Annotated in this window: 16 protein-coding genes; 6 read left to right on the top strand and 10 right to left on the bottom strand. The window is 62.3% G+C overall.

The window, feature by feature from the left end; genetic code table 11:
* Positions 1-22 precede the first annotated feature (22 nt).
* Both CAK95_RS30550 and CAK95_RS04305 read right to left on the bottom strand, forming a co-directional pair.
* The gene (locus tag CAK95_RS30550; RefSeq protein ID WP_245303776.1) at positions 23-544 is read right to left on the bottom strand and encodes a L,D-transpeptidase; all 522 of its coding nucleotides are present in this window, start codon (positions 542-544) and stop codon (positions 23-25) included.
* 626 nt (positions 545-1,170) lie between these two features.
* Positions 1,171-2,082 (bottom strand): LysR substrate-binding domain-containing protein, encoded by a 912-nt coding sequence (locus tag CAK95_RS04305; RefSeq protein WP_086086815.1) that lies wholly within the window; start codon positions 2,080-2,082, stop codon positions 1,171-1,173.
* Positions 2,083-2,190: 108 nt separating this feature from the next.
* Between CAK95_RS04305 and CAK95_RS04300 the strand changes: the two genes are divergently transcribed.
* Both CAK95_RS04300 and CAK95_RS04295 read left to right on the top strand, forming a co-directional pair.
* The gene (locus tag CAK95_RS04300) at positions 2,191-3,084 is read left to right on the top strand and encodes an MBL fold metallo-hydrolase (protein WP_086086814.1); all 894 of its coding nucleotides are present in this window, start codon (positions 2,191-2,193) and stop codon (positions 3,082-3,084) included.
* A 14-nt stretch (positions 3,085-3,098) separates the two neighbouring features.
* Positions 3,099-4,073: a Bug family tripartite tricarboxylate transporter substrate binding protein gene (locus CAK95_RS04295; RefSeq protein ID WP_086086813.1), complete on the top strand. Its 975-nt coding sequence runs from the start codon at positions 3,099-3,101 to the stop codon at positions 4,071-4,073.
* Between the two features lie 17 nt (positions 4,074-4,090).
* Here CAK95_RS04295 and CAK95_RS04290 read toward each other — a convergent pair whose 3' ends face one another.
* The 3 genes from CAK95_RS04290 to CAK95_RS04280 form a co-directional block, all read right to left on the bottom strand.
* Complete coding sequence (locus tag CAK95_RS04290) at positions 4,091-5,101, bottom strand: BMP family protein (protein ID WP_086086812.1); 1,011 nt, start codon at positions 5,099-5,101, stop codon at positions 4,091-4,093.
* Between the two features lie 122 nt (positions 5,102-5,223).
* Entirely contained in the window at positions 5,224-5,943 is a 720-nt protein-coding gene (locus tag CAK95_RS04285; RefSeq protein ID WP_086086811.1) for a DUF1013 domain-containing protein, read from the bottom strand.
* Positions 5,944-6,153: 210 nt separating this feature from the next.
* The gene (locus CAK95_RS04280; RefSeq protein ID WP_086086810.1) at positions 6,154-6,615 is read right to left on the bottom strand and encodes a hypothetical protein; all 462 of its coding nucleotides are present in this window, start codon (positions 6,613-6,615) and stop codon (positions 6,154-6,156) included.
* 141 nt (positions 6,616-6,756) lie between these two features.
* Here CAK95_RS04280 and ispH point away from each other — a divergent pair, with 141 nt between their 5' ends.
* Genes ispH through rnhA form a run of 3 tightly spaced genes read left to right on the top strand, consistent with a single transcriptional unit; the run spans position 6,757 to position 9,170 of the window.
* The gene (ispH, locus tag CAK95_RS04275; RefSeq protein WP_086091179.1) at positions 6,757-7,743 is read left to right on the top strand and encodes a 4-hydroxy-3-methylbut-2-enyl diphosphate reductase; all 987 of its coding nucleotides are present in this window, start codon (positions 6,757-6,759) and stop codon (positions 7,741-7,743) included.
* 3 nt (positions 7,744-7,746) lie between these two features.
* Positions 7,747-8,724: a homoserine kinase gene (locus tag CAK95_RS04270; RefSeq protein ID WP_086086809.1), complete on the top strand. Its 978-nt coding sequence runs from the start codon at positions 7,747-7,749 to the stop codon at positions 8,722-8,724.
* Positions 8,721-9,170: a ribonuclease HI gene (rnhA, locus tag CAK95_RS04265; protein ID WP_086086808.1), complete on the top strand. Its 450-nt coding sequence runs from the start codon at positions 8,721-8,723 to the stop codon at positions 9,168-9,170. The genes CAK95_RS04270 and rnhA overlap by 4 nt, the downstream gene beginning before the upstream one ends.
* A 145-nt stretch (positions 9,171-9,315) precedes the next feature.
* Here the strand turns inward: rnhA and CAK95_RS04260 are convergent, their stop codons facing one another.
* A complete protein-coding gene (locus CAK95_RS04260; protein ID WP_086086807.1) occupies positions 9,316-9,798 on the bottom strand; it encodes a peroxiredoxin in 483 nt (160 codons plus the stop codon).
* A gap of 86 nt (positions 9,799-9,884) precedes the next feature.
* Positions 9,885-10,730, bottom strand: a complete 846-nt coding sequence (locus tag CAK95_RS04255) for a protein-disulfide reductase DsbD domain-containing protein (RefSeq protein WP_245303620.1) — start codon at positions 10,728-10,730, stop codon at positions 9,885-9,887.
* 104 nt (positions 10,731-10,834) lie between these two features.
* Here CAK95_RS04255 and CAK95_RS04250 point away from each other — a divergent pair, with 104 nt between their 5' ends.
* Positions 10,835-11,455 (top strand): YqgE/AlgH family protein, encoded by a 621-nt coding sequence (locus CAK95_RS04250; protein ID WP_086086806.1) that lies wholly within the window; start codon positions 10,835-10,837, stop codon positions 11,453-11,455.
* A 236-nt stretch (positions 11,456-11,691) separates the two neighbouring features.
* Here the strand turns inward: CAK95_RS04250 and CAK95_RS04245 are convergent, their stop codons facing one another.
* The 3 genes from CAK95_RS04245 to CAK95_RS04235 all read right to left on the bottom strand — a co-directional run bounded on the left by CAK95_RS04245 (position 11,692) and on the right by CAK95_RS04235 (position 16,223).
* Positions 11,692-14,556: an EAL domain-containing protein gene (locus CAK95_RS04245; RefSeq protein ID WP_245303775.1), complete on the bottom strand. Its 2,865-nt coding sequence runs from the start codon at positions 14,554-14,556 to the stop codon at positions 11,692-11,694.
* A 253-nt stretch (positions 14,557-14,809) separates the two neighbouring features.
* Positions 14,810-15,619: an SRPBCC family protein gene (locus tag CAK95_RS04240; RefSeq protein ID WP_086086805.1), complete on the bottom strand. Its 810-nt coding sequence runs from the start codon at positions 15,617-15,619 to the stop codon at positions 14,810-14,812.
* A 13-nt stretch (positions 15,620-15,632) separates the two neighbouring features.
* Positions 15,633-16,223, bottom strand: coding sequence for an ArsR/SmtB family transcription factor (locus CAK95_RS04235; protein ID WP_086086804.1), 591 nt, complete (start codon positions 16,221-16,223; stop codon positions 15,633-15,635).
* Positions 16,224-16,267 lie beyond the last annotated feature (44 nt).

Here is a 16,267-nt window from a genome sequence, read left to right as displayed (position 1 = left end):
CAGTAATATCATGTCGCGTCGGCTACTGCTGCACGACAACCGTCGCGCCGAGGCGCGTGCGATTGTAGAGATCGATCACATCCTCGTTGGTCATGCGGATGCAGCCGGATGACGCTTCCTCGCCGATCATCCAGGGTTCGTTGGTGCCGTGGATGCGATACAGCGTCTGGCCGAGATAGAGCGCACGGGCGCCCAGCGGATTGTTCGGGCCGCCTTCCACATGACGCGGCAGGTCCGGCTGGCGCGCGAGGATTGACGGGGTCGGCCTCCAGTCCGGCCATTCGCGCTTGTTCGATACGACGCTGGTGCCGGACCAGGCTGCGCCTTCGCGGCCGACCGCGATGGCGTAGCGGATCGCCTGACCGTTGCCGAGCACGTAATAGAGCCGCCGTTCGCGATGACGCACGACGATGGTGCCGGGCTTGTAATCCTCGTGAAAGGCCACGGTCTCCTTCGGAATGATCGAATAGAACATGCCGAGAAACAGCTTGTTCGACGGCGGACGCGCGACCGCATAGCGCGGTGCGCCGCGGCCGGCGGGCATGCGCGGATCAGTGGACGGGTTCTGCATCGGCGCACCGAAGATGCGGCCGATCCAGTTTTCAGGCTCCGCCGGTTGCGGTTGCGGCTGAGGTGCCGGACGACGCGCCGTGCGCTTTCTCGGCTTGGGTTTAGCTGCGCGGGCCGGCTCGGTCCTGGCTTCCGGCGCCGGCTGCGCGAGCGGGGCCGCGGTCGCATCATTGGCGCTTGCGGCCGGTGCCGCTGCGTGCCGTGTTTTTACCGAATTGCTATCCTGAGCGGCGGCCTCAGTCACAACGAGCGCCAAGGCCGACGCAGCGAAGAAAATCTGCAATTTCATTGATGATGTTCCCTCGACGCCCCCGCCGATGAGGGCGGCACAATATCGGCGCAGAGCGGACCGACTAGTGCCGGGAAGCCACAATGAAACGTCAAACGAAAAACCCCGGCACACCGAAATGCACCGGGGCTCGGATGTCGGTTTCCGAAGTGTGGGGCACTTAAGGTGAGCCGACGCGGCACAAAAGTCAGACTTTGTCGCGCTTGCCCACCTGTAAGACTTGACAGGTGCGACCATTTCGCATGACGCAGCGTCATCGGGACGCCTTTTGTTTGAGCATGATCTAGAAAACCGGTTCCCACTTTTCCGGATCATGCCCCGGCGCGGCATTGTTCCCGCAGAATGCGCAGGAACAGCGCCATGGCCTTCGACATGCGCGCCGATCGCATCATCACGCCAACGTACGGCAGGCGGTCGCCGAGATCGATCGGCAGGATCGCGAGCCGGCGCTGCGCGGCATAGGTCATGGCGGCGGCCTCGCTCATCACGCCGATCATGTCCGATGTGCGAACGAGTTCATAATTGAGACGGATCGATGTGGATTCGATCAACGGCGCCGGCGCTGCGAGGCCCGCACTGACAAACAAGCTGTCGATCACGGTGCGGATCGGTGCGCCGATGCGCGGCAGCACCCAGGGATAGGCGGCGAGGTCGGACAGCGTCACCTTTTTCTGCTGGGTGAGCGGATGCCGCGTGGCGGCGACGATGAGCACAGGCAAGCGCAACAGTTTTTCGCAATGTAGCTCAGCCTCCGCGGAGCCGACCTCGAGCCGGCCGATCACGCAATCGAGTTCGCCGCGGCGGAGTGAGGCGAGCAGGGATGCGCGCGTGCCTTCCTCGATCTGGATGCGCAGAGCGGGGGCCTGCTTGCGCAGCGCCGCCAGGCTTTGCGGCAGGATCGAACTTTCGACGACGGGCAATGCGCCGATCCGCAAACGGCCGATGGTGCCGCTGTCGATCGCTGCGATCTCTTCCTGTGTGTGCTGCAGATCGTTGAGCAGGAACTGCGCCCGTTCGACCAGCGCCTGCCCGCTTTCGGTCAGCGAGACGCCGCGCTTCGAGCGTTCGAATAAAGCTGTGCCGAAGATCGCCTCGATCTCGCCGATCAGTTTGGAGATGGCCGGTTGGGTGAGGCGGATGCGCTGTGCCGCCCGCTGCATCGAGCCTGCGGCGGCGACGGCCAGCAGCACTTCCAGATGGCGCGTGCGGAGCGATGAGGTCATGGCAGGCCCGGCGGTAATATTCCAATAGGTTATCACACAATAGCATAAATCGATCTTCCCTTATCAAAAGGGTGGCGCACAATCGCCTCCGCAGAGGAGAGATTGTTCATGCGGATCGTTTTGCTCGGCACCGGCGCGGCGCTTCCGGACCCGGATCGCTGCCACACCGCGATTCTGATCACGCTCGATAACGGGCGGCACGTGATGCTGGATTGCGGGCATGGCGCGACGCGCCAGCTTATGCGCATCGACGTCAATCCGGCCGATGTCGGCGATCTGTTTCTCACTCATCTGCATCACGACCACGTCTGCGAATTGCCGTTCTTCGTGATTTCGGGCTGGATTCTCAATCGCATCGGCGCGCTCAACGTCTTCGGGCCGGAGGGCACGAAGAATCTTGTCAGTCATTTGTTCGAGGGCGGCGCCTTCGATGCCGATATCCGCGCACGCGGCGCTTACCCGGCGCGGCAGGCAAACATGGAAGCGATACGGCCGCATGTGCGCGAATACGCACCCGGTGTGATCTTCGAAGACAAGGATCTGCGCGTCACCGCGGCCTATATGGATCACATCCCGCAGGAGGTTTCACCGTGTTTTGGTTTCCGCATCGAGGCGGAAGGCAAGGTGGTGACGTTCTCCGGTGATACAGCGCCTTGCAAGAATATCCTCGCGCTGTCGCGCGACGCCGATCTGCTCATTCACGAATGCACTTTCACCGAGGCCTTCATCGAGCATCGCCGGCATTCGAAAGTCGGCACCTTCTCGCATACGAGCCCGGCCGATCTCGGCAAGCTGGCCGTCGAAGCGGGCGTGAAGCAGCTTGTCGCGACGCATATCGGGCATGTCGATTCACTGTCGACGGTGCTGAAGCGCGCCGCGAAGAAACACATGCCGGTCGAACTGATGGGGCCGCATCAGATCGACGCCTTCGTGCAGGAAATCCGCAGCGTCTACCGGGGGCCGCTGCAGATTGCGCATGACCTCATGCGCATCGACCTTTAACCCGGAGAATAAGGATGACCAAACTCACGCGACGCAGTTTCATCGCGGTGGCGGCGGCCGCACCGTTTTTGCCGCGCAATGCTTATGCGGCGTTTCCGGAACGGCCGGTCACGGTGATCGTTCCTTATGCCGCCGGTGGTGCAGGCGATGTCACCATCCGCATTCTGTCGGACGTGATGGAGAAGAAACTCGGCCAGCCGCTGGTGATCGATGCGCGGGGCGGCGGGGGCGGTACCATCGGTGCGACAGCCGTCGCGAATGCTGCGCCAGACGGTCATACGCTGCTGATGGGGGTGACCAACAACTTCGTCATCAACCAGTTCATGTTCCCGAAAGTAAAGTTCGATCCGCTGGCATCTTTCGTGCCGATCACCAAGGCGGCGATCGTGCCGTCGGTGATGTTCATGAACAATGACGTGCCGGTGAAAACGCTTGGCGAATTCGTCGCTTATGCGAAGGCCCATCCCGGCAAGCTCAGCTATTCGTCGCCGAGCGTCGGCACCACGCCGCATCTTGCGGTCGAACGATTGAAGCAGATGACTGGCATTGAGCTTGTGCATGTGCCCTATCGCGGTGCACCGCCGGCGATGCAGGCGGCGATCACCGGCGAAGTGCAGCTTTATCTGGCCGGCTGGGGTGTCGGTCGCGGCTTCGTCGAGTCCGGCAAGGTGAAAGCGCTGGCGGTTGCTTCGCACAAGCGATTGCCGAATGCCCCGGATGTGCCGACCGCCAATGAAAGCGGCGTGCCGGGATTTTTCGCCGACAACTGGTGGGGGCTTGCAGCGCCGAAAGGCACGCCGCAGCCGGCGATCGACGCGATCTATGCCGCGGTGATGGCGGCGTTGCGGGATGCGGCGGCGATCAAGAGGTTCGACGATCTCGGCTTTCTGCCGGGCGGCGAAACACCGGCACAATTCGCAAAGAGCGCAAAAGCAGAAGCGGCGATCTGGAAGGAAACGATCGTCAAGGGCAAGCTCGCGGTGGAGTGAAAGCTGGCGCGAGGAAATCACGCCGGATTGGGAAATTCCTCGCCGCTCCAGGTTGTCGAGACGTCAACCTTGCCGCTCTGGATGTCTGTCGCGAGCGCTTCGATCTTCCTGCGCAGGTCGTCATCGACAGCGGCCGCCATCGTCAGCCGGACTGCGTCGGGGCGGTTCAGGCCGATTTTCTCGATCGCATTTGTCTTGGCCGCGCCGCTGACCAGATCTTCAACGGCACGCAACAAGGCGATCCCTGAATCGGCGACAGCCGACGCGACGAAAACATCCGGAATCGCCGCAGCCCAGTCGCGCACGTTACCGATTTGCTTTGCTCCGCCCTCGCGGCACGCGTCGATGGCACCAGCGCGCCCGGCATTGAGCATCGTGAAGATGATATCGGCCTTGGCCGCGATCATCGCCGATGCGACACGCTTCGACAGCGCGTTGTCGTCCTGGTGGCCGGAGAAGTTGGTCAGCAGGCGCACCGCCGGATTGGCGTATGCGACGCCGTTGGCATAAGCGGCCCGGCCTTTCAGCCCCGGAACGACACGGATGCCGGACATATGACCAACAACACCGGTCTTTGTCATCCAAGCGGCAAGGGCGCCAGCCAGAAAGGCCGACTCTTCTTGCAGAACCTCATAACTTGCGAGATTTGTTGTGGTGACGTTGCCCTGCGTGACCACAAACCGGGTTTGAGGAAATTCGGCCGCGACCAGTTTTGCGGCTTCGTTGTTTTGTCCACCATGCGCGATCACCATGGCTGCGCCGGTTTTGGCGAGGTCGCGGAGCGCGGCCGCCAACAGATCCCGTTCGGGCTTGATCTGGTCCTGCCAGACGACCTCGACGCCGAGTTTGTCGCGCGCGGCCATGAGGCCACGATACCCCGCTTCCATGAAGCCGCTATCGTCGATCCTGCCGGCGAATAACGCGGCGACTTTCGGTTTTGTCTGCGCCTTCGTTCTTTGGGAAATCGCTGAGCAGACAATGCCGCCCGAAAGAACCAGAAGATCGCGGCGGCTTGGTTTGAAGCGCATGGCTCATCATCCATCGTCATGAAAATTCGCGTCACGCAGACAATAGCGTGAAGGCAAATCGTATGCCGATGGAGGGTGCCCGGCATAAGCCGGGCATGACGAAATCCAGCCTGACAGAAAAACTACTCGTCGTCTTCCGGCTTGGTGCCGCCGATCTTCTTCAGCTTGGCGAACACGGCGCTGACGTCTTCGTCTTCCTGCGCCTTGGCGCTCGCCGCTGCGGCGCGGCTGTCCTCCTCGACCGGCATATCCGACGGTGCGGTGGTGACGGAGGCCGGAAGCAGCGTGATGCGATCCTGATCGGACGGCGCCGGCTTCTCTTTCGCGGCCTTGGCGACCTGCATGTCGAGATCGATCTGCGAGCACAAACCGAGCGTCACCGGATCGAGCGGCGACAGATTGGCGGCGTTCCAGTGGGTGCGATCACGGATGCCCTGGATGGTCGACTTGGTGGTGCCGACCAGCCGCATGATCTGGCTGTCCTTCAATTCCGGATGATTGCGCAGCAGCCACAGGATCGCGTTCGGCCGGTCCTGGCGGCGGGACACCGGCGTATAGCGCGGGCCGCGCTTGGTCTTCTGCTCCGGCACGCGCACCTTGCGCTCGGCGAGCTTGAGCCGGAGATTGGTATTCTTCTCGGCGTTCTCGATGGCCTCGCGGGTGAGCTGGCCGGTCTGAATCGGATCGAGACCCTTGATACCCTGTGCGGAATCGCCGTCCGCAATCGCGCGCACCTCAAGCGGGTGCAGCTTGCAGAATTCGGCAATCTGATCGAACGAGAGCGCGGTGTTTTCGACCAGCCACACAGCGGTGGCTTTCGGCATCAGCGGCGCTTCCTGCATGACAAAATTCTCCTTCGCGCTTCGCCCGCCCATCGGGAGCGAAGCAGGGGTCGTCATCGGGGATGACTGGAATTACACCGGAATATAGGCGCTGAGGTCCTATCGGGCAACTGACACTTATTTCCCGGCCAACGTGTTTTTACTTCCCGGACAAGGTGCTTTCAGCCAGCCGGTCCACCCCGGCGGCCCCGCTTTCACGGCGGGAAGAGGTCAGCAGCCCCGGCAGATGGTCATCCGGTTGCGGAGCCGTTCGTCTTCCGCCTTCTCCTTGGCCAGCCATTCCGGGGTAAAGGGCTTGTTGGCGTACGTGGCCGAGTTCCGCGCACCGGTGGTGGCCGTCGATCCGGTGCTGGCCGACATATCGTCCGCCCGGGGGATGGCCGTGGGCCGGCTGCGCACAACGGCGTGTTGTGGACCGTCGGCGGGAGGCGGCGTGACCTGCAGCGTTTCGACGCTGGTATCGGGCGCTCCGGCCATGCGGCGGGCCGAGACGCCGGTCCCGTCGAGATAGACCTCGTCGGCCAGCGCCTGACGCGGCAGGCCGGGATAGGGCTGGGCCGCAGGGCTGTCCTGAACGTACTGACCGGCACCGCCCGCACAGCCGCCGAGACCCGCAGCCATGGCCGCCATGGCCAGCGCCAGGCCCGTAACCTTCACGCGTGTGATTGTCATGTGTTGGCCCCTCTGTGGCCATGAAAGCCACAGACCATCACGATAGCTTTTCTATTCAATTAAGTCGATTGGTCAGCCTTGACTTCATGCCGGTCCGCCCCCCATGTCGGTGACACCGAGGCCAACGAACATGCGCCAATGATGGCACCTCCCGCCGCGACGGATGGTCAAAAGCCATCGCTCAAGGTCATTCTCTGCTCTCCGCGCGGATTCTGCGCCGGGGTGGTGCGGGCGATTGATTCGGTCGAGCGTGCGCTGGCGCTCTATGGGGCGCCGGTTTATGTCCGGCACGAGATCGTCCACAACCGCTATGTCGTCGAAAGTCTGAAGGCCAAGGGCGCCATTTTCGTCGAGGAACTGGGCGAGATCCCCGACACCGACGCGCCCGTGGTATTTTCCGCCCATGGCGTGCCGAAAGCAGTGCCGGACGATGCCAAATCGCGCAATTTCCTGACTTTCGATGCGACCTGCCCGCTGGTCACCAAGGTGCACCGCGAGGCGGAAATTCATTTCCGGCGCGGCAAGGAAATCCTCCTGATCGGTCATGCCGGCCATCCGGAAGTCGTCGGCACGCTCGGGCAATTGCCCGAAGGCAGCATCACCCTGATCCAGACGATCGAGGATGCGCGCCGCTATGAGCCGAAGGATGCCGACAATCTCGCCTATGTGACGCAGACGACCCTGTCGATCGACGATACCGCCGAAATTGCTGACGTGCTGAGGGAGCGTTTCCCCGCGATCACGATCCCGCACAAGGAAGACATCTGCTACGCCACCACCAACCGCCAGGAAGCGGTAAAGAAGGTCGCGCCGCTGGTCGAGGCGATGATCGTGGTCGGCGCGCCCAATTCCTCCAATTCGCAGCGGCTGAAGGAAGTGGCCGAGCGCTCAGGCTCGAAATTCGCAGCATTGGTGCAGCGGGCGGACGATATCGACTGGGCCAAGTTCGGCTCAATCACCTCGCTCGGCGTGACGGCGGGCGCTTCGGCGCCGGAAGTGCTGGTTGAGGAAGTGCTCGATGCCTTCGCCGAGCGTTATCACCTGATGGTCGAGACCGTTGCGGCCGCCGAGGAAGACGTGTTTTTCCCGCTGCCGCGCGCCTTGCGGCCCCCGCAAGCCGCGGAGTGATCCGTGGCGGTCTATACCGACGTCGCCGCCGAAGATCTGGCCGCATTCATCGCACGCTACGATATTGGCAGATTGCTCTCCTACAAGGGCATTGCCGAAGGTGTCGAGAATTCGAATTACCTGCTGCACGCGGAAGCCGGCTATTTCATCCTCACGCTGTATGAAAAGCGCGTGGCGGCGGTCGATCTGCCGTTTTTTCTCGGTTTGATGGAGCACCTTGCGAGCCGTGGCATCAATTGCCCGCAGCCGGTGAAGGCGCGCGACGGCGATGCGCTCGGCACGCTATGCGGCCGTCCTGCGGCTTTGGTGACGTTCCTTGAAGGCATGTGGATGCGCAAGGTCGATGCCAAGCATTGCGCGGCGGTCGGCGAAGCGCTGGCGAAACTGCATCTGGCCGGCAGCGATTTCAAACTGCGGCGCGCCAACGCCTTGTCGGTATCGGGATGGCGGCCGCTGTTTGAGTCCTGCGCTTCGCGCGTGGATGACGTCCAGCATAGCATGCACGAGATCATTGCCAATGAACTGGATGCCCTCGAGGCATCGTGGCCGCGCGGATTGCCGGAGGGCGTGATCCATGCCGACCTGTTTCCGGATAACGTATTTTTTCTCGGAGAGAAGCTTTCGGGGCTGATCGACTTCTATTTCGCCTGCAACGATATGCTCGCCTATGACATTGCGATCTGCCTGAATGCGTGGTGCTTCGAAAACGACTTTTCCTACAATTTCACCAAGGGCCGCGCATTGCTGCAAGGCTATGCCCGGGTACGGCCGCTGAACGATGCCGAACTCGACGCCCTGCCGCTGCTGGCGCGCGGCGCGGCGCTCCGTTTTCTGCTGACGCGCGTCGTCGACTGGCTGAATGTGCCGCCGGGTGCATTGGTGAAACCGAAAAGCCCGCAGGAATATTTCAGGAAGCTGCGCTTCCATCAGAAAGCGCAAAGCGTGCACGATTACGGCGTCGAGGCGCGTGAACTCGCGTGAGCCTGCCGCACGTCATCATTCACACCGACGGCGCCTGTTCGGGCAATCCGGGTCCCGGCGGCTGGGGCGCGATCCTGCAATCGGGCGCTCACATCAAGGAGCTCAAGGGCGGCGAGGCGCATACCACCAACAACCGCATGGAACTGATGGCGGCGATCTCGGCGCTGGAGGCTTTGAAGAAGCCGTGCCGCGTCGATCTCCATACCGACAGCCAGTATCTGCGCAACGGCATCATGGGATGGATCCACGGCTGGAAAAAGAACGGCTGGCGCACGGCCGACAAGAAGCCTGTGAAGAATGCCGATCTGTGGCAGCGGCTCGATGCCGCGATCTCACATCACGATGTCAAATGGCATTGGGTGAAGGGTCATGCCGGCCACGATCTCAATGAACGCGCCGACGTGCTGGCGCGGTCGGCGATTGCGGATTTGCGGGCGGCGAAATAGCTGCTTTTGCTCGCTCTATATTCCCGCTCGTCCCCGCGAAGGCGGGGACCCAGCATAAAGAAGCTGGATTCCCGCCGGAGCCTGTCCTCGGGCGCGCGCAAGCGCGGCCCGTTGGCGGGAATGAGCGGAAACATCGAGGCTTCGATTACAGCGACTTCAGCAGCGCCTCGGCGCCGGAGGCGTCGGCCTTGCCGGGAGCGTCTTCGATCGCCAGCGATTTCACCACGCCATCGTCGACCACCATGCAATAGCGCTTGGAGCGGACGCCAAGGCCCATTGCCGAAGCGTCGAGTTCAAGTCCGACCGCCTTGGCGAAATCGGCGCTGCCGTCGGCCAGGAATTCGATGTCGTCGGAGCCGGCAGCTTTTTTCCACGCATCCATGACGAACACGTCGTTCACGCCGGTCACGGCGATGGTGTCGATGCCCTTGCTCTTGATTGCCGTGGCATTGGTGACGAAACCAGGCAGATGATTTTTGCTGCAGGTCGGCGTGAAGGCGCCGGGCACGGCGAACAGCACAACTTTCTTGCCGCTGAAAACTTCATCGGTGGTCTTCGGCTTCGGGCCTTCCGCCGTCATGACGCGGAACGTGGCAGTGGGCAATTTCTCGCCGACCTTGATGGTCATAGGTGCAGTCCTCTCTATTTTCCTGGTTGCGCCGCCGCGATCCGGCTCGCATGGGAGGGTGCCGCAAAATAGGGGGCGCGTGCGCGTTAGTCGAGACGGATCGTGGTCTCGATCGCGTCCTGCCCGGATACCGCCGTCAGCTTGATGTTTGCGCCATCCGCGCTTTTACCGGGCGGCATGCCATCAAGCGCAAAGGAAAATCGCTGCAATCCGGCCGGTGCGCCCTCGGTCTCTTCAGGGATGGGCAATGCCCAGTCGCTCGCCGGCCCTTCGGCAAAGAGCGTCACTGGCGCACCGCCGGGCGAGGCCACATCGACCAGCACACGCGCCGGCTTTGCGCTGTCATCGCGGCGGAAGGCCTTGATCGAGAATGGTGTGTTCGCACCGAGCGGGTTTGCGTGCGGGACTTTCTTTTCAGCGGCCGCAATGACACCGTTTGTCTCCGCATGGCCGGACTTGAGGGTCAGTTCGGCTTGCCCCTGCGCGGGAATGCACAATTTTTCGCAGACTGCATAATCGAGCTTCACCCGCAGCACGACCGGCTTGGTGGCATCTTTCGGCTCGATCTTGAGCGGAAACACCACGGCGTCCTTGTAACCGATGGTGACCCCCTCGGAATCGGTGATGCGTTGCGGTGCCGGCCAGGACAAGTTTACCGACTTCACATTGTCGGATTTTTCGAAATCGAAATGCGGCGGTACGCCGGAATCTCCCGGATAACGCCAATAGGTTTTCCATCCGGTCGCGAGGCGAATTTCGACGCCGGCGCGCAGAACGGAACCTGCGGCTTCAGTGGTGTTGCTGCCGGCAATCAGCCGGATGCCGGATTTATCATCGCCATCCCAGCCGGAGGCGCCGGCTGCGACCGTCTGCGCCATCGCGGCCAGCGCGAATGTGGCAAATAAGGATTGTCTCAACACAGGGGGGAACATGGCGCTGATTTAAGGTTTTCTTCCCGATTGGGCCACTGAAATCACCGTGAAGTGTTGCGAAAGTCCCCTTTCACAATCCGGCCAGAAGCGGTTAGGCTTGTTGCATGAAGATACCGAAGTCCGGCATGGGCAAGAAATCCACGGCAGCGCGCGGCTATCTGGACGGCCAGATGCTGATCGCCTCGCCGTCGATGAACGACGACCGCTTCGCCAAGACGCTGATCTATATCTGCGCGCATTCGCCGGAAGGGGCGATGGGGATTGTCGTCAACCAGCCTGCAAGCAACATCAATTTTCCCGATCTCCTGGTGCAGCTCAATGTGGTCACCGAGGAGGAAGGCATTCTGGTGTCTCCGCGCCATGACGATGTGAAGGTGATGAAAGGCGGACCGGTGGAGACCGGACGCGGCTTCGTTCTTCATTCGTCGGATTTCTTCATCGAAAATTCGACGCTGCCGATCGACGACGGCATCTGTCTCACCGCGACGATCGATATCCTGAAAGCGATTGCCACGGGCAGTGGACCGTCCAGTGCGATCCTTGCGCTGGGTTATGCCGGCTGGGCGCCGGGACAGCTTGAAACCGAAATCCAGAATAACGGCTGGCTGCATTGCAGCGCCGATCCGGAACTGATCTTTGGCGCGCCCGAGCGTAAATACGAACGGGCGATGCGCAAACTCGGCATCGCGCCGGGCATGCTGTCGAGCGACGCCGGCCACGCATAACGTCTTTTCATCTGCAGATGCGACGAAGAAACGGGCCGCCAGCAGGGGCGCTACCGACGGCCCTTGTCGCAAAGTGGAAATCGGTTTCGGTGAACGCAATTCTCGCGACGGTGTGACCGTAATCGTTGCAATTGTCCGTGCAATCGAAACGCTTTTTTAACCTAACCGGTTAGGCTTACCTGCTGCGCGAAGACGCCGGACGTTCACATCTCCAAGAGTTAACGCGCTTCAAAGGATTAACGCGCGACTTCCATACGGCCGTGGGAGGCGAGCAGCTTGGTCGCCGCCTCCGCGGTCATTGGCTGGCCGAAGGCGAATCCCTGGGCGTATTCGCAGCCCATTTGATACAGCTCGACCGCATCGGAATCCGTTTCCACGCCTTCCGCCACCGCTTCCATGCCGAGATCGTGCGCCAGTGCGATGATCGAACGCAGGATCACGGGGCGCGTGCCCTTCGAGCTCATACGCACGAAGGACTGATCGATCTTGATCGTGTCGAACGGGAAGCGCTGCAGATAGGACAGCGACGAATGTCCGGTGCCGAAATCGTCAAGCGCAAGACCGGCGCCGAGTTCGCGCAGCCGTGTCAGCAATTGCGCGGCGTGTTCCGGATTTTCCATCACCATCGACTCGGTGAGTTCCAGTTTCAGCGTGCCGCGCGTCACCGACGAACGTGCCAGCACCGTTCGCAGATCCTGGATCAGATCCTGCCGCAGCAATTGCCGCGAGGAGACATTGACGCTGGCGAACAATGTTTCATGGCTCCGCGTCGTGCGCTGCCACAGGCTCAATTGCCGCGCCGTGCGATCGAGCATGAAATTGCCGAGATCGACGATCAGGCCGATCTCCTCGGCGATGGTGATGAATTCCGCCGGCGACAGGCGTCCAAGCTTTGGATGATCCCAACGCGCCAGGGCTTCGAATCCGGCGATGGTGCGATCTTCGAGGCGGATGATCGGCTGATACAGGATCTTGATTTCTTCGCGCTCGATCGAACGGCGCAATTCGGACTCCACCGTCAGCCGGTCGGATTTGCGCGCACGCATCGCCGCCTTGAACACTTCGATGCGGTCGCCGCCGATGCGCTTGGAATGATACATCGCAAGCTCGGCGTCTTTGAGAATTTCCTCGCTCTTGGCGGATTGTCCATCGGCGAGGCACAGGCCGATCGATGCCGTGAGGAAGATTTCGCGATCGTTGAACGTGATCGGCGAGCGGATCGCGCGGCGGATATTTTCCGCAAAGGCGATGATGCGGCCGGGGTCGCGCTCCGACAGAAGGATCAACGCGAACTGGTCGCCGGAGAGACGGGCCAACGTATCCTGCGGCTTGAGCAAGCGGATGAGGCGGCGGGCCAGCGTCAAAAGGATCGAGTCGCCGACTGCCATGCCGACGGAATCGTTGACCTGTTTAAAGCGGTCGAGATCGATGACGATGACGGTCGGCCGCATGGCCGGATCGCTTTTGGCAAAGGCAAGCACGGCTTCGAAACGGTCGAGGAACAATTGCCGGTTCGGCAGGCCGGTGAGATTGTCGTGCACCGCGTCATGCAGCAGCCGCTCTTCCGCGGTTTTGAACTCGGTGACATCGGTGAGTGTACCGACGAGCCGCACCACTTCGCCATCCGAGCCGACCACCGGCCGCGCCTTCAAGGCGAACCAGAGATAATGCCCGTCCGGCGTGCGCAGACGGAAATCCTGCACCAGACGGCCGCGGCGCTGTTCGATCACGCCATCCAGCGCAGCGCGGAAACGATCGCGGTCGAGCGGATGCAGCACTTCAAGCCAGCCCGCGGCTGAGCCTTCCAGCGCGCCGCGCTTCAGGCCCAGCATCTGCTCGGTTTCGGGGCTGGTATACACCTTGTCCGACGAGACATCCCAGTCCCAGATCATGTCGCCGGCACCGGTCAATGCCAGGGCTCTGCGCTCGACGTCGGAGACGATGCCGTGGGTGATCGAGCCGGCAAAGGCATGCTGCATGACGGTGAAGCCGATCAGCATCACGATCAGGACAAGGCCACCAAGCAAAGCGGGACCGACGATGTCATTGGTGACAAAGCCGCCGACGGTGAGAGCGGCCGCGACGGTCCACACGCAGAGTAGGAACCAGGTCGGGATCAGCAGCACCGCGCGGTCGAAGCCCTGCATCGACAGCAGCACGACAACGGCAAAGCCGAGAAAGGCAACGCCCGCAAACGAGAAGCGCGCGATGCCCGATGCCACAGCGGGATCGTACAGCGCGACCGCAATCAGCGCGGCAAGGCCGCCGAGCCAGGCGACGGTGATGTGCGCGTAACGCACATGCCAGCGGCTGAGATTGAGATAGGCAAACAGGAAGACGAGCAAGGTCGCGGCCAGCACGCATTCGCCGACCGCGCGCCAGATGCGCTCGGCGCCGGCCGACATATCGAAGACCTTGCCCCAGAATCCGAAATCGATGCCGATATAGACGAGCACCGCCCAGCCGAGCGCGGCTGCGGCCGGGAACATCACCGAGCCTTTCACCACGAATAGAATGGTCAGGAAGAGGGCAAGCAGACCGGCAATGCCGATGACGATGCCGTAATAGAGCGTGAAGGAGTTGATCTTGTCCTTGTAGGCGTCCGGTTCCCACAGGTAGAGCTGCGGGAGGTTGTCGGATCGCAATTCCAGCACATACGTTACGACCGATCCGGGATCGAGTGTCACGCGGAACACGTCGGCGGTGGCTGAATCCTGCCGTTCTGGCCGTTCGCCGGCGCTCGGCGTCACAGTCACAACGCGCGACAGACCGAGATCCGGCCAAAACAGGCCAGATCCGACCATGCGATAATGCGGCACGACGATCAGCCGATCGATCTGCTCGTCGCCGGTATTGGCCAGCGCGAATACGGCCCAGTTATTGCCGGCCTCGCGGCCGCGCACTTCGATCCTGCGGATGATGCCGTCCGGGCCTGGCGCGGTCGAGACCTGAACGCGGTCGCCTTCGACGCGGGGGCGCTCGGCGGCCTCGGTCAGGTCGATGGCGGCGGCGTCGGGGCGCACATTCACAGCATCGACGGCGCGCGCCGGCGTCAGCGCCAGCAACAGACTCGCGCAAATGAACAGGAGCGCGGCGAGCACACGCGGCAGTTGCCGCCGGCCCGCCGTGGGTCGCGATGCAGTGAGATATGCGCGATAGTCCGGCAAAATTCCCCGTCCTTAACCTCTAGGAAAGTCCGACGTTTACGCCGATTTCGGGGCGCGGGGCCGGCAAAGCTGCTTAAACTTATAGGCGGTTCGGCCGGGTAAGGGGAGAGGGATCGGCAAGCTGTGCGTTCCCAGCTCCATGCCTCGTGATCGCACAGGGAGCGCGCCTTAAAAAAGCCGCGGCCTGTTACGCGCGCGTCGGGAATTGCTCCGCGAACCAGTTCCGCCACAGCGGCTCGCTGGCCGCAGCCTGCTTTGCGGCATCGGCGCCGTAGAAAAAGAAGCTGGCGCTGACGTGAACGCCGTCTTTCACGGCGTGTGTTCCCCACAATGCGACGCCAGGCACGGGCGCCTCCAGACGCATCATGATGTAACGCGATTTCGTATTTTGAACGATGCTTTCGACGGTGCCTGTCAACGCTTCGGGAGCCGACGCCGTCGTGCGTCGCTCGCCCACATTGGTTCCGGCAAGCCCAAGCCTTTCGGTCAAACGTGTCCAGATCGCCAGTGGTTCTTCTTGTACGCTCATGACCATCGCGCCAGCCTGCGCCGCTTCCATTCCCGCAAAATGTGCGAGATAGATCCGCAGCACCTCGAAGAAGCCCGGCCAGCCGCCTTCGAAGCCTTCAAGCTGATCGTCCCAATCGTCGGTCGATGCGAACAGCGAATGCACCATTCTGACCACGCATTGGCCGCCTGAACGGGCGGTGATGGTGACTTCGGTCGCGACCGGCGGCGCGCCTTCGGCCCAGTCGCGCTCGACATAGCCGAAGACATACGGCGGCTCCCAGAACGTGACTTGCCCGGTCGATTTGGCGTCCGGACCGAAATGGAATTCGAGGTTGCCGCCGACGCGCTCTTCGATGCTGGCTTTGGTGAACCAGGCGGCATAGCCGGGGCCCGTCGCCAAAGCGCGCCAGACCTCGTCTGGCGAGCCGGGTACGAGCACTTCCATTTCAACCCAGCGCTTGCCGCTTGCGTCCTTCTTCACGGGCATCGGATGGCTCCTTTCATGCTTTCACGGTGTCCGGTGCTGGATAGGCGGCGACGAGCAGCCGGTGCGCGCGTCCGTTCGGCGCAGCTTCGTCGTGGTAATGCGCAGCAAGACCGGCAACGGCCCGCGCGAGATCCTCGGTGAATGCGGCGCGCTCCGTGGCCGATCGAAAGCGGATCACAGTATCGATCGACAGTGTGGCGAGGCGCTTGTCTTGCCGGCGTGCCCGGCGCCAGAGATCGCCAACCTCCTGCATCGCGCGCGCAGCGAGCGCAATGAGATAGCTCGCCGAGACATGATCGCGCGTGCGCGCGGGGTCGGCGCCGATCGCGCCGAGAGCGGCAGGCGACACGACATAGGAGCTTGCGGTCGCCACCATGAGCCGCTCGGTGAGGCCGCCCCAGTGCCGCTCCTCTGCGGGTGTCACGAGACCAGCCTCTTCCAGCGCCCGCAGATGATAATTCGCCTTTTGCCGGGTGAGGCCGACCTGGCCCGCGACCGAGGCGGCGGAGCCCGGCGTCACCAGTGCGGCGAGGATTTTGGCTTTGACCGGATCGAGCGCGAGCGCAGCGGTCTCCGGCCGATCGAGAACGTCGACATCCAACATGGTCCAAACTTCGCATTGACAATTTTTTTTGTCAATGCGTGTGG

The organism is Pseudorhodoplanes sinuspersici, from assembly GCF_002119765.1.
Lineage (GTDB): Bacteria > Pseudomonadota > Alphaproteobacteria > Rhizobiales > Xanthobacteraceae > Pseudorhodoplanes > Pseudorhodoplanes sinuspersici.
The sequence above is the reverse complement of the archived record's forward strand: the minus strand, read 5'-3'. Positions and strand labels throughout refer to the sequence as shown.